Below are 14452 nucleotides of genomic sequence, written 5' to 3'. Positions count from 1 at the left end.
GGATCCAGGTCTTCCTGGGGCAGGGGATCGTTCCGCGCGGCTACGATCCGCTGGTCCGCGTGCACTCGGACGAGGACATCGCCCGCTACCTGGCGAACATCGAAACGGTCATCGGCAAGTGCCTGAACGTGATGCCCAGCCACGCCGAGTTCGTGGCCCGCGCGTGCCAGGCCCCGCCGCTCGCCGCGGCCCCAGTTCCAACCCCTTAACGACGCTATTCGGAGTACCGCCATGACGACCGCCGCCCAGCCTTCATCCGCCCTGCGGATCCTGTGCCGGACCACAGCCGCCGTGGCGCTGCTCGCCCTGACTCCGATCTCGGGCGCGCTGGCGCAGGTCATGCCGGCCCAGGACAGCGCCCCGCTGGCGTCGCGCGCCAACGACCCCGCCTGGGCGCGGGCCGACGCCCTGGTCAAGCAGATGACGCTGGACGAGAAGATCACGTATCTGCACGGCCTGTTTCCGCCGATGACCAAGACGGTCGCGGCCGACATGATCCCCTCGGCCGGCTATGTGCCCGGTGTGCCGCGCCTGAAGATCCCGACCTTGCGCGAAAGCGACGCCAGCCTGGGCGTCGCCAACCAGGTCGAGCAGCGCAAGGGCGACGTCGCCACGGCCCTGCCGTCCGGCTTGGCCCTGGCCTCGACCTTCGAGCCTTCACTGGCTTTCCAGGGCGGTGCGATGATCGGCGCGGAAGCGCGCGCCAAGACCTTCAATGTGCTGTTGGCCGGCGGCGTGAACCTGACCCGCGATCCGTGGGCCGGCCGCAACTTCGAATATCTCGGGGAAGATCCGCTGCTGGCTGGCCAGATGGCCGGCGAGTCGATCAAGGGCGTGCAGAGCAATCACATCGTCTCGACGATCAAGCACTTCGCCCTGAACGCCCAGGAGACCGGCCGCCACGTGATGGACGCCCAGATCGACGAGGCCGACCTGCGCGAGAGCGACCTGCTGGCCTTCCAGATCGCCATCGAGAAGAGCGATCCCGCTTCGGTCATGTGCGCCTACAACAAGGTCAATGGCGACTGGGCCTGCCAGAACGACTTCCTGCTGAACAAGGTGCTCAAGCGCGACTGGAACTATCCGGGCTGGGTGATGTCCGACTGGGGCGCGGTGCACAGCACGGTCAAGGCCGCCCTGGCCGGCCTCGACCAGCAGTCGGGCCAAGAGTTGGACACCCAGATCTTCTTCGGCGACGACCTGAAGGCGGCGCTGGCCAAGGGCGAGGTCAGCCAGGCTCGCCTCGACGACATGGTCCGCCGCATCCTGCACGGGGTGATCACCTCGGGCCTGATGGACGATCCGACGCCCGCCACCGCTCAGCCGATCGACTACGGCGCTCACGCCAAGGTGGCTCAGGCCGTGGCCGAGCGGGGCTCGGTGCTGCTCAAGAACGCAGGAAACCTGCTGCCGCTAGCCAAGACGGCCAGGAAGATCGTGCTGATCGGCGCCCACGCCGATGTCGGGGTGATCTCGGGCGGCGGTTCGTCCCAGGTCCGCTCGGTCGGCGGCGCGCCGATCGAGATCCCGCTGAACGGCGGCGAGGCGGCCTCGTTCGTGCGCGTCACCTGGCACGCGTCCTCGCCTCTGGAGGCGATCAAGGCCGYCGCGCCCGGCGCGCAGGTGATCTATGTCGACGGCAAGGACCCCGCCGCCGCCGCGGCCGCCGCAAAGAACGCCGACGTCGCCATCGTCTTCGCCTGGCACTGGCAGACCGAGGCCCAGGACGCCCCGTCGATCGCCTTGCCCGAGAACCAGGACGCCTTGATCGAGGCCGTCTCGGCCGCCAACAAGAACTCGATCGTCGTGCTCGAGACCGGCGGCCCGGTGCTGATGCCGTGGCTCGACCGGGTCGGCGCGGTGTTGCAGGCCTGGTATCCCGGCCAGCGCGGCGGCCAGGCCATCGCCCGCCTGCTGTTCGGCGAGGTCAATCCGTCGGGCCGCCTGGCCATGACCTTCCCCAAGACCGCCGATCAGGCCCCGCGCGCCAGCGCGCCGGGCTTCGCGGAGCAGGCCGCGATCGACGACGCCCGCCGCGCCGGCCAGAAGGCCGGTCCGATCAAGGGCTTTTCGGTGAAGTATGTCGAAGGCGCCGCCGTCGGCTACCGCTGGTACGCCCAAGAGAAGCGCCAACCGCTCTATCCGTTCGGCTACGGGCTCTCGTACACGACCTTCGGCTACACCAACCTCAAGGTCGAGGACGGCGAGGGGCTGAAGGTCAGCTTCGACGTCACCAACACCGGCAAGGTCGCCGGCGCCGACACGCCGCAGCTCTATGTCACCGCCGGCCGGCGCAAATCGATGGTCCGTATGGCGGGTTTCCAGAAGGTCGACCTGGCGCCGGGCGAGACCAAGCGGGTCACCCTGGTCGTCGAGCCGCGCATCCTGGCCGACTACGACGTCGCCAAGCCGGGCTGGACGATCGCGGCGGGCAGCTATCCGCTCTATATCGGTCGCCATGCGGGCGACGCCGTGCTTAGCGGCAAGGCCCAGCTCAAGGCCTGGTCGAGGAAGCCGTGATGCGCCGTTTTCTACACGCCACCGTCGCGATCGTGGCGCTCGCTTCGGCGGCGCCCGCCGTCGCCGCGCCCAAGCTGCACGCCTGGGTGACCACCGGCGACAAGAGCCAGCTCCTGACCGCGCAGCCGCCGTCGGACGCCGTCACCGCCGGCGAYGTCGCCGGCCTACCGACCATCGTCGTCGACCCCAAGGAACGTCATCAGTCGATCGTCGGCTTCGGCGGCGCGATCACCGACTCCTCGGCCTGGCTGATCCAGAACAAGCTCTCGGCCCAGCAGCGCGACAGCCTGCTGCGTGAGCTCTACGGGCGCGGGGAAGGGGGGCTGGGTTTCAGCTTCACGCGGATCACCATCGGCGCATCCGACTTCTCGCTCGACCACTACAGTCTCGATGACGCGCCGGGGGGCGCGCCCGATCCGAAGCTGGAACACTTCTCGCTGGCGCGGCCCCAACAGGACGTCTTTCCCACAGTCCGCGCGGCGTTGAAGATCAACCCCGACCTCAAGGTCATGGCCTCGCCATGGAGCGCGCCGGCCTGGATGAAGACCACGGGATCCCTGGTGAAGGGGCAGCTGAAGCCCGAGGCCTATCCCGTCTACGCCCGCTTCTTCGCCCGCTACGTCAAGGAAGCGGCCAAGGTCGGCGTGCCGATCGACTATCTGAGCATCCAGAACGAGCCGGACTTCGAGCCGGAAAACTATCCCGGCATGCGCTGGCCGGCGCGCGACCGGGCGGAGTTCTTCGGCGAGCACCTCGCGCCGACGTTCAAGCGCGAGAAGCTCCGCACGAAGGTCCTCGACTGGGATCACAACTGGGACCAGCCGCAACAGCCGCTGACCGTTCTGGCCGATCCCAAGGCCAAGGCCTTCCTCGCGGGTGTCGCGTGGCACTGCTACGCGGGCGAGGTCTTGGCCCAGGACGGGGTGAGGGTGGTTCACCCCGACAAGGACGCGTTCCTCACCGAATGCTCGGGCGGCGAATGGGCGCCCAAGTTCGACGACAGCTTCTCGTGGATGGTCGAGAACCTGATCATCGGCTCGACCCGAGGCGGTTCCCGCGGCGTGCTGATGTGGAACCTGGCGCTGGACGAAAAGTTCGGTCCGCATGCCGGCGGCTGCAAGGACTGCCGGGCCTTCGTGACCATCGACAGCCGGACGGGCGCGATCACGCGCACGCAGGAGTACTACGCGTTCGGCCACGCCAGCCGGTTCGTGAGACCCGGCGCGGTGCGGATCGGATCGCCGGCCAAGCTCGGCGACCTGCGGACCGTGGCGTTTCATAACCGCGACGGGACCCGAGTCCTGATCGTCTTGAACCTCGGGACTGGGCCAGCAACGTTCGCGATCACCGAAGGGGCGCGGCCGTTCAAGGCCTCGCTGCCGGCCCGCGCGGCGGGAACCTTCGTCTGGTAGCGGGTGGCGAACCGACCGTCCGCTGAACACCGGGCGGAGGGGGATTGACATCTATCGCTGATCTGAGATTGATATCGATATCAATTGCAAATCAGTGGACGCCGAGCACCTGGCCGATCGGCGAGCCTGCAATTGATAACGATATCATCGCCTCTTCGGCGCTGAGCTCGCTTCGGCCATGGCTCGGGTGATCGCATCGCCCTGGCCCACGAACTCGGGCGAAACGTCCGAAAGGGGAGGAAACATGAGTGATCATAACACTCGGCGTGGCTGCCGCCGCGCCCTGCAAGTTTCTCACAAGGCCTTGGCCGTGGCTGCTGGCGCGAGCGCCTTGATGGCGTCGGTCGCCTACGCTCAGGCGCCTGTGGTCAAGGCCCCGGCGAAGGCCGAGAGCACCGCCGTCGACGAGGTCATCGTCACCGGCGTCATGGCCGGCACCGCGGCCAAGAAGGCGAACGTCTCGTTCTCTGTGTTGTCGGAAGACGACATGTCCAAGTTCACGCCGATCAGCGCCGACGACATGCTGCGCGACATGCCTGGCGTGGTCGTGGAGTCCAATGACGGCGTGGCGCGTAACGAGGTCTTCACGCGCGGCATGACGATCGGCACCGGCGCCAACACCTCGGGCTATTTCTGGACCACCATCCTGGAGGACGGGCTGCCCGTCGTGCCGTTCAAGTTCAGCGGCTTCCAGGACGGCTACTTCTATCGGGCCGACATCTCGACCAGCCGGGTCGAGTCGGTGCGCGGCGGCTCGTCGGCGACGGGCGTCACGACCTCCGTCGGCTCCACGTTCAACTACATCACCGGCCGGGTGAAGCCTGGCGCGATCATCCAGACCCGCATCGGCCTCGAGGGCGAGGACCTTCACCTGTCCTGGAAGCAGGTCGACGCCTCGTATGGCTGGATCAACAAGGAGGGCGACTTCGGCGTCGGCCTCAGCGGCTTCTACCGTCGGTCCAATGGCCAGGTGAACCCGGGCTGGGACCTGAACCACGGCGGCCAGTTCAAGCTGAACCTGTACAAGGACTACCAGACCTCGAACGGTTCGGGCTCGATCAACGTCGTCTACAAGCATCTCGACGACACCAACGCCGAGCTGACGACCTTCCAGCAGCCGACCTATGGCTATCAGAACGCGCAGGAAATCCCAGGCTTTGGCCGCGACGTGAACCTGTTCATGAACGGCGGCGAGCAGACCGTTCCCGGCGCCTACGAGGACAAGTCCCACACGCTCGACCCGTCGGCCGGCTATCGCTACCAGCAGGACGCGGTCTGGATGCGCTGGAACCACGACACCAACGGGCCTTGGAGCTTCACGGGCGCGCTGCGCCTGCAGAAGTCGCAATATCGGGGTCAGTCCTACAAGCCCCAGGGCCTGGCCTCGCTGGCCTCGGCGGCGGCCACGCGCGAGCGGTACGGGCTGAACGTCAACAATCTGGACCGCACGCCCGGCTACTACGAATACTACAACGCCGCCGGAGCTCTGGTCGCCAGGGTCGCCAACAACGTCAACGGCTCGCAGCTGGGCGTGAACTACCGCACGGGCGCGGCCTGTCCCCGGGTGACGGCGACCACCTGGCAGGCCAACAGCCTGTGCCTGGTTTCCAACGCCCTGCCGAACCGCGACATCGACATGCGCGGCGGCCTGGTCACCGCCACCATCCCCACCGCGGCCGGGGTCTACAATTCCGGCGTGGCGCCCGTCGCCAGCGCCTCGCAGGATCTGGTCCTGTTGACGCGAGCCGAGGACAACGCCCGCCAGTCCACCGACTACATGGGCAACTTCACAGCCACCTATCGCGGCGACAACTACAGCCTGAACCTGGGCGTCTACGTGTCGCGCTCGGAACAGGAGAATGACAACTGGGCCAACGGCCTTGGCGTTTCGGCCTGGGCCGACGGCCAGGTCCAGAACCTGAACGTCAAATACGTCACCGACACCGGAACGACCTATCAGTTGACCGACGCCGGCGGCTGGGGCTCGTACGGCAGCGGCCTGTTCACCACGGTCTCGCAGCGCGCCAAGATCCGCGAGATATCACCCTATCTCGGGGCCAGCTGGTCGCCGGGCAGATGGGACTTCAACGGTAGCGTCAAGTACCAGCGCTTCGACGCCAAGACCTATTCGGAGACCTGGGACACCCGCAATTCCGGCGCGGCGCTGCTGACCAATGGCGGGCTCGATGGCAACCCGCTGACCGTCTACGACAACATCTACATGACCAAGACCGCGACCAAGGTCATCCAGGCCGACAAGCATGTCGGCACCTGGAACTACAGCGTCGCCCTGGGCTACAACTTCAACGACCACCACAAGGTCTATTACCGCTACACCGACGCCAAGCAGCCGGCGGCCGGCGTCATCAACCGGTACTCGACCGCCGCGACCCTGGTGCGTCCGCTGGGCCCCACGGCCTTCATCAAGGGCCACGAAGCCGCCTACACGTTCGGCGATCGCAAGTTCAACGGCCAGATCACCTATTTCTACCAGAACTTCGCGGTGAACGATTACCCGACGGCGGTCGACAAGGACAACGTCTCGACCTACCTGCTGCCGGAGAACTTCAACCGGTACTTCACGCGCGGCGTCGAAGCCTGGGCCAAGTGGCGGATCACGCGGGCCCTGGAATGGAACCCGTCGGTCACCTTCCTGAACGGCAAGACCACCGAGGCCTATACCTGGCTCAACACCGGCGCCAACGGCCTGGGCGTGGACGACGACGTGCTTCGCGTCGACGCCGGTATCCTGGCCCGCTCGCCCAAGTGGACGGTCAGCAACACGGTCTCCTACAGCTTCAAGGACTTCCGCTTCAATCTCCGGCACCGCTGGATGGACGTGCGCAAGCTCAACAACAACTCGCTCGACCAGCGGTACCTGCCCAAGCAGGACAACCTGGACGCCTCCGTCCAGTACACCGGCATGAAGAAGACGCTGATCACCCTGGACGTCCGTAACGTGTTGGATAAGCAGTATGTCTCGGCCTACGACCCGATGATCAGCAGCAATCTGCCCGCCAACGTGCAGATCTACGACGTCGTCCAACAGCTGCCCGAGTCCGGCTTCCTGCTGAAGCGCAACGCGCCCCGGTCGGTGTGGCTGACGGTTCGGAAGGAATTCTGATCGATCGCCCCTCCAACTTGGCGACGAGGGATCGGAGCGCCGATCCCTCGCTTTCTTCGAGGTCACCACGCCATGAGCCTGGACGAGCTGCCAGCATGACCGACCACGATCTCAGACTGGTCGCGCCATTCAGTCCGACGATCATCAAGGCGACGATGAGCGCCGCGATGGTCGATGCGCTGAATGAGCGGATCGACTTCATCCTGGCTTCGGACGGGGAGGCGGCCGCGCGCGATTGGTCGGCCCATCTGGCCGGCGCGGTGAGCGCCGAGATCCGGATCACCGATATCCTCCTGGAGCTGCCAGCGCTGCGGGACTTTCTCTACGACGTCGCGCGGACCTATGCCTACCGGTGCGAAAACGCGCTGCTTCACTACAGCAACTACGACCGCACCGAGGAGCTCACGGACAAGCGGCTCGAGGTCCAGATCAAGGAAGCCTGGGTCAACGAGATGGTCGCGGGCGACTACAACCCCGCGCATTTTCACCAGGGATGCCTGTTCAGCAGCGTGGGTTTCCTGCGCGTGCCGCCCGGCTACGAGGCGGAGTTCCAGGCCGACAAGGCCCGGCAGAACACCGCCGGCTGCCTGCAGTTCATCGACAGCCGCAGCGCCGTCGGCGTCCGCAACCTGTTCACGGTCAAGCCGATGGTCGGGGAGTTCTATCTATGGCCGTCCTGGATGCTGCACTGCGTCTATCCGTTCAGGAGCCCGGGTGTGCGCCGGTCCATGGCGGTCAATCTGGCGCTGGTCTGACGGAGAGTGGCCGACTTACTTCGGCGCGCGTCACGAAGAGAAGAGTATTCGGGGAGATGGGCGTGAAGATCCGAGCAAAGACCGTCGCCGGCCTGGCCTTGGCCATCTCTCTTCTGGGCGGAACGGCGGAGTGCCAGACGCTGCGCGGCGGCCACCCTTATCTGACCTTCAGCGACAAGCACGTCGCCCAGTTCAAGGCGCGGATCGGCGAGGACGCCGGGGCCAAGGCCGCCTGGAGTCGGGCGCGGGCCAAGGCCGATGAAGCGCTGACGCGAAAGCCCGCCAACGATCGCGAGTTGAACGCGGCGCTGATGGGCCTGTCCCTGACCTACCGCATGACGGGCGAGCGCCGCTACGCCGACCGCGCCAAAGCCCTGCTGGACGTCTATGCCGGCCGCGCCAACTGGGTGACGGACAAACCGCTGCTGGCGCGCTCTCCGGTTTGGAACTCCGACCTCGGTATGGGGACCAGCGCCTATGTCTACGGTCTGACCTTCGACGCGATCTACGACGCTCTGACGCCCGCCGAGCGCGACCGCCTAGCCAAGGCCCTGGTCAAGGGGGCGATCAAGCCGACGCTCGCCGACTGGGTGGACGGCGCCGACCGCATCCACAGCCTCGACACCATGGGCCACAACTGGTTCAGCCACATCGTGTTCGGCGCGGGCGTGGCGGCCATCGCCGTCAAGACCGAGGAGCCCCAGGCCGACGCCTGGATCCGGCGCATCGACGAGGCCGCCGAGGAATGGGCCAATTACGACGGCAGCGCCATCGAGACCAAGCCCCGGCACTTCGCGGCCAACGGCGCCTTCGTCGAGAGCATCAACTACGCCGACTTCGCCGCCGAGGGCTACCTGCGCTTCAGGCGCGCCTGGCTGGACGCGTTTACCGAGAAGCCCGCCCCGACGCCGCGCCTGGCCGGCCTCGCCGACTACTTCATCCAGAACGTCTACCCGACGGCCTCAGGCGCGCTGTCCAGCAACTTCGGCGACGGTAATCCCACCGCCAGCGGGGCCAACGCGATCGCCAATCTTTGGGCCACCGGTGACCAGCAGCCGCGCTATCTCTGGTATCTCGACACGGTCGCGCCCAATCCCAATCAGAACGTCTTCGACGAGCCGGAGAACATGGTGCAGTGGCCGGCCGCGAAGGCCCGCGCCAGCGCCGCGCAGGGGCCTGGCTTGCCGACCAGCTGGATCGACAAGGACCTGGGCTCGGCGACGATGCGGTCCTCGTGGGCGCCGGACGCCACCTTCCTGGCGCTGCGCTCGGGCTTCACCTGGAACCACAACCACGCCGACGCGGGCAGCTTCATCCTCTGGCACAAGGGCAAGCAGCTGCTGATCGACTCCGGCAACAGCAACTATGCCCGCCCTGAATACGACGGCTACTACCGCCAGAGCGAGGCCCACAACGTCATCACCCTGGACGGCAAGGCCGAGCCGCCCAGCAACACTTATGACGGCTCRCATTTCGTGGGGCGCGTCGACCATCTGGTGGACGCCGGCGACCTGCGCTTCGTCTGGGCGGACGCGACGGGGCCCAACGCTCGTACCTTCGAGCGCAAGTATCGAAGCTTCCTGTGGCTGGGCGACACGATCCTGGTGATCGACGACGTGAAGGGCTGGGAGCCGGGTCGGTTCGAGTGGCTGCTGCACTATGAAGGCGAAGCCAAGCGGCAGGGCCAGGTCATCACCGTCAAGAACGGCGACGCCGAGGTCGCCGTGCGGCCGCTGTTCCCGGAAACCCTGCCCGACGCGGGCCTGCCCACCGACTATCCCGAACTGCTGGGTATGGCCGAGGGCAAGGGGCTGAAGGACCACGCGCCCGACGAAACCCAGCCCTATCTGCGTCTGCAGGCGCCGGGCGTCACCGATCGCACCAAGTTCGTGGTCGCGCTGACTCCGAACGGAGCCGGTCCCGCGCCGAGGATCGAGCGGATCGAGACCAAGGACTACCTGCTGGTGAAGCTCCATCAGAAGGGCGAGGTCACCGAGGTCTATTTCAACCTGCTGGCCGACGGTCGCATCCGCCACCGCAATGCCAACGCCAATCTCGGCGGCTGGGAGACCGACGCCTATATCCTGGCCCTGACCTATGCCGAGGGCGGCGGTCCCCAGAGCCCGAGACGCTGGTTCGTCGCCGACGGCAGCTATCTGCGCCGGGAGGGCCGGGTAGAGCTGGACTCGCTGTCCAAGGCCTTCGTCGTCAAGACGCGGACGGGGCAGGGCGCAGCCGCCAGCATCGAGGGCCAGCCGACCTACGCGATCCGCCTGGCCTGCGATGGCGCGCGATCGGTGAAGGTCGATGGCGTCGCGAAGGCTTGTGACCGCGACGTGGCGTTGGTCCGTCGTTCGCGGGTGACACGCTAGCTCGCCCATTGGTCGCGAAGCGTATTGATAGCGCTACCACTAATCTCTAGCCTCGCGACCGAACAAGGCCGGCCGTGGGCGAAGATCCGCGTCGGCGAGGAAGCGCAAGAGGAACTCTGATGGACCGCGAGAAGTATCACGCCTGCACCGGGCCAGCGTTCGAAGGCCGGCGCGTCTCCCGTGGATCATCGCGAAGGTCTCGTTTGGCCCCCTTGTTCGCGGGCCTCGTCATGGCCTTTTGCGCCGCCGGCGACGCGGCGCTCGCCCAGGCTAGCGCGCCGGCGCCGGTGGTGCGGCAGGACGAGGACGGTCTTTCGGTTCGCACCGCTCAGGGAACGGTCAATCTCCAGGTCTGGGGCGATCATATCGTCCGCGTCCGACGCTATCGCGGAGTCGCGCCCGATCGCGCCAGCTTGGCCGTCGTCCTGCCTCGGCCGGCGCAGCGGTTCAGCGTCGCCACCACGTCCGCCGGAGTCGAGATCACCACGCCCGCGCTCAAGGTGACCGTCGCCCGTGACGATGGCGCGGTGTCGTTCAGCGACGCGGCCGGAAATCTCTACACCCGCGAGGTCCTCAAGCCTGGAGACGACGGCCTGGCGCCGTCCGCGAGCGCCGCGTCGGGCCTATTCTCGGCCCGGCAGGCGTTCGAGATCTCCGGCTCGCAGGCGTTCCTGGGCCTGGGTCAACACGCCGACGGGGCCATCGACCGCCACGGGCGTCACGTGCTGCTGCAGCAGGTCAATGCCGACGTCGGCGTCCCGATGCTGTGGTCGACCAAGGGCTATGGCGTCCTGTGGGACAACGCCTCAGTGACCACCGTCGATGTCGGGATTCCCCAGGTCTCTAGCCGCCTGGTGTTCCAGTCGGAGGCCGCGCGCGACATCGACTACTATTTCATCGCGGGCGCCGATCCCGACGCGGTGATCGCCGGCTATCGCCACCTGACCGGCGCGGCGCCGATGATGGCCCGCTGGACCTGGGGCTTCTGGCAGTCACGCGAACGCTACGCCTCGCAGGACGAGCTGGTCGGCATCGCCCGCCGCTACCGCGAGATGAACATCCCCATCGATGCGGTGATCCAGGACTGGCAGTACTGGGCGCCGGGCCAGTGGGGCTCGCACCAGTTCGACCCGRCGCGCTATCCTGACCCGAAGAAGATGCTGGCCGACCTGCGCGCGATGGACGTGCACGCCATCGTCTCGGTCTGGCCGCGGCTCGACACCGACCTGGCCAACACCAAGGCGCTCGACGCGGCCGGCGTGCTGTTCCCGCCGACCTATCGCAACGTCTATCCGGCAGGCTTCGGCCGCTGGTACGACCCGTACGGCAAGGCTGGCCGTGACCTCTACTGGTCCCAGGTCTCCAAAAGCATGACGCCGATCGGTTTCGACGGCTACTGGCTGGACGCCAGCGAGGCCGAGCTGGGCGGCGACTGGGGCGAGATGCGGACCCTGAAGACGGGAGCGGGGCCGGGCGCGGAGGTCTACAACGCCTATCCCCTGATGCACACGACCGGGGTCTATGACGGCCAGCTGAAGGACGCGCCCGGCAAGCGGCCGTTCATCCTGACGCGGTCAGCCTGGCTAGGCCAGCAACGCAACGCGGCGGTGACCTGGTCGGGCGACATCCACGGCGACTGGGAGGTGTTCCGCAAGCAGATCCCCGCCGGGCTGAACTTCGTGGCCACCGGCATTCCCTACTGGAACACCGATATCGGCGGCTTCTTCGGCGGCCAGCCAGGTGACGCCAACTATCGCGAGCTGTTCGTGCGCTGGTTCCAGTTCGGCGCGTTCACGCCGATGTTCCGGGTCCACGGCACCGGCCCGGCCAAGGAGATCTGGCGCTTCGACGAGCCGGCGCAGGCGATCCTGCGGCGCTATGTCGAGCTGCGCTACCGGCTGCTGCCCTACATCTACGCGACGTCGTGGCGGGTCACCGACCAGGGCTACACGATGATGCGGCCGCTGGAGATGGACTTCGCCGCCGATCCGCTGGCCCATGGCCTCGCCGACCAGTACATGTTCGGGGCCAATCTGCTGATCAGCCCGGTGACGCAGCCGAAGGCCGAGACCCGCACGGTCTATCTGCCGGGCAAGGCGCCCTGGTACGACTTCTGGACCGGCCATCGCCTCGCCGGCGGCTCGACCGTGACCGCGGCCGCGCCGCTCGATCGCCTGCCGATCCATGTGCGGGCCGGCGCGATCCTGCCGCTGGGGCCCATCGTTCCGCACGCGGAGGCTGGCGTCAACGCGCCGCTGGAGATCCGTGTCTATCGCGGAGCCGACGGCGCCTTCACCCTCTATGACGATGAGGGCGACGGCCAGGGTTACCGCCAGGGACGGCGGGCGACCATCGACCTGCGCTGGAACGAGGCCCAGCGGACCCTGACGATCGGCGCGCGGAACGGGACCTATCCCGGCATGCCGCGCGAGCGGACCTTCAATATTGTCTGGGTCGGCGAGCAGACCGGCGCCGGCGTAGCTGTCGGAGCGCCCGCGAGCACGGTCCGCTACAGCGGTCAGGAAACGGCGGTGATCGCGCCTTAGTCGGCGGAGCCGACTAGCTGCAATCTCGCTGGTTGCAGGGATGCTCGTCTTGGGCCCTCCAGTCCTTGACGAGCTGACGGCGGCTGCGCGCGTAACGCTCTTCCAAGAAAACGACGCTGACTATTCGGTCGGTGCGAAAGAGGTGAAAGCCCGAACGCAGTTCGCACCATCCCGCAACGAACCGCTGGGACTCGATGAAACCGAGCATGATCGGCCAGATGGTTCGTTCCGTGGCGGGCTCGCACCTTGACTTCGGGTCTCGACGGCCGACTGGCGGCGCGTCAGGAAGGCGCGGTTATGGATCGCCATGGGGACAGTTTCTGGCGCCATGGATCGCGGGCGAGCGAAGCCGTGGGGCCCGGGATCACATGCAGGTCACGGACCCACCGGCGCGGCCCTTGGACTTGGCGCACAGCAGGATGGGTGTGGTCGCGATCAGCTTCAGCGACCGGACCATCTTTTCGGTCGCGGTCTTGTACTTGATGAAGTGCGGCGCCTTCAGGTGAGCCTCGTAGGCGCCGCGGCTGGCATACACCTCCAGCAGCCGGATGTGGGCTGGATTGTCGGCGATGGCGACCGAGTGCAGCATCAGCACGCCCGGCTCCAGCCTCACCGACGCCTCCTGTTCCTCGGCCAGGATGGCCTTGTAGGCCTCCAACTGGTCGGGATCGATCTCCAGCTCGGCGATGCGCGCCATTGGCCGCTCCGCGACGGCCTGGGCCTCGGCCCGGGTTGCGAAGCTCGACGTGACTGCGGCGGCGAGCGCCAGGATCCCTGCGCCAAACACGATCATCGATCTCTTCATGCTCTTCCTGTCCATCGTTCGAGGTTGCATGCGCATTCAGCGCAACACGCCGCTGACAAAACGGATGCCGCGGATCACCGCGACATCTGTGAAAGGGTCAGCCGTGGCTGTTCATTGGCTCGAACAGGGCTTCGCCCAAGCGGCGCGTCTCGACCGAGATGCCGACAAGAATCTCGTCCTTGCCCGCCTGGAGCTGCGCCACTGCCTCCGCCGCGAAATCTTCGGCGGACATCATCCGGCTGTTGACTGTCCCTCCGCTGCGCGCATCGCCTCCTAGGCCAGTGTCGACGATCGGCGGGGCGATCTCCACGACCTGGATCCTCGTCGCCTTCAGCTGGTGGCGCAGGCTGAGCGTGAAGGAGTGCAGCGCCGCCTTGGTGGCGCAGTAGACCGGCACGTCGGCCATCGGCGAGAAGGCCAATCCCGACGTGACGTTGACGATCGCGGCCGCGTCCTGTCGCCGGAGCACGGGCAGCAATTCGGTGATGAGGTGGATTGGCGCGGTGAAGTTGATCGCCACTTCCTGGTCTAGCGTGCCGATGGCCGGATCGTCACGGAAGTCACGCCGATGCTGAACGCCGGCGTTGTTGATGAGCACGTTGAGGCTTGGATGGTTCACCGTCAGCCATTCGACCATCGCCCGGCGACTGTCGGGATCGGCGACGTCGCAGACGCGGGTAACCAGTCCTGGCGCTTCTTGTCGGGCCCTATCGAGAGTGGCCGCGCTTCTGCCGCAAGCGATGACCCGGTTGCCGTCCTTGAGAAGACGCCGCGCCAGCGCCAAGCCGATGCCGCTCGCGCCGCCCGTGACGAGAATGGTGTTGCCTGTGAGTTTCAAGTCGCAAGTCCTTCCAACGAATGAGGAAGGTGCGTCGTCGATGACGTGGCGATCAGCGGACACACCTTCGCGACCGGCAA

General features: G+C 66.8%; 8 protein-coding genes and 2 pseudogenes. 7 read left to right on the top strand and 3 right to left on the bottom strand.

What is annotated here, in order from left to right; genetic code table 11:
- From AC1DSO_RS03015 to AC1DSO_RS02985, 7 genes and pseudogenes are all read left to right on the top strand, one after another.
- Window positions 1-209 (top strand): annotated as a pseudogene (locus AC1DSO_RS03015) (tryptophan halogenase); the annotation flags it as partial.
- A 22-nt stretch (window positions 210-231) separates the two neighbouring features.
- Window positions 232-2520 (top strand): beta-glucosidase, encoded by a 2289-nt coding sequence (locus tag AC1DSO_RS03010; protein WP_477067424.1) that lies wholly within the window; start codon window positions 232-234, stop codon window positions 2518-2520.
- Window positions 2520-3932, top strand: coding sequence for a glycoside hydrolase family 30 protein (locus AC1DSO_RS03005; RefSeq protein ID WP_477067423.1), 1413 nt, complete (start codon window positions 2520-2522; stop codon window positions 3930-3932). The genes AC1DSO_RS03010 and AC1DSO_RS03005 overlap by 1 nt, the downstream gene beginning before the upstream one ends.
- 244 nt (window positions 3933-4176) lie before the next feature.
- Complete coding sequence (locus AC1DSO_RS03000) at window positions 4177-7056, top strand: TonB-dependent receptor plug domain-containing protein (protein ID WP_477067422.1); 2880 nt, start codon at window positions 4177-4179, stop codon at window positions 7054-7056.
- Window positions 7057-7151: 95 nt separating this feature from the next.
- Window positions 7152-7811, top strand: coding sequence for a putative 2OG-Fe(II) oxygenase (locus tag AC1DSO_RS02995; protein ID WP_477067421.1), 660 nt, complete (start codon window positions 7152-7154; stop codon window positions 7809-7811).
- 62 nt (window positions 7812-7873) lie between these two features.
- Complete coding sequence (locus AC1DSO_RS02990) at window positions 7874-10183, top strand: heparinase II/III domain-containing protein (protein WP_477067420.1); 2310 nt, start codon at window positions 7874-7876, stop codon at window positions 10181-10183.
- 203 nt (window positions 10184-10386) lie between these two features.
- Window positions 10387-12729 (top strand): glycoside hydrolase family 31 protein, encoded by a 2343-nt coding sequence (locus AC1DSO_RS02985; protein ID WP_477067419.1) that lies wholly within the window; start codon window positions 10387-10389, stop codon window positions 12727-12729.
- 13 nt (window positions 12730-12742) lie between these two features.
- Here the strand turns inward: AC1DSO_RS02985 and AC1DSO_RS02980 are convergent.
- The 3 genes and pseudogenes from AC1DSO_RS02980 to AC1DSO_RS02970 all read right to left on the bottom strand — a co-directional run.
- Window positions 12743-12958: pseudogene (locus AC1DSO_RS02980) on the bottom strand (YafY family transcriptional regulator); the annotation flags it as partial.
- A 135-nt stretch (window positions 12959-13093) separates the two neighbouring features.
- Window positions 13094-13534 carry a putative quinol monooxygenase gene (locus AC1DSO_RS02975; RefSeq protein WP_477067418.1) on the bottom strand — a complete coding sequence of 147 codons (441 nt, stop codon included), beginning with the start codon at window positions 13532-13534 and terminating at the stop codon, window positions 13094-13096.
- Between the two features lie 97 nt (window positions 13535-13631).
- On the bottom strand, window positions 13632-14372 hold the full coding sequence (locus AC1DSO_RS02970) for an SDR family oxidoreductase (protein WP_477067417.1): 741 nt from the start codon (window positions 14370-14372) through the stop codon (window positions 13632-13634).
- Window positions 14373-14452: the final 80 nt, after the last annotated feature.

This window comes from Caulobacter sp. P4_E5 (assembly GCF_056401555.1).
This window is presented reverse-complemented; position numbering and strand designations above follow the sequence as displayed.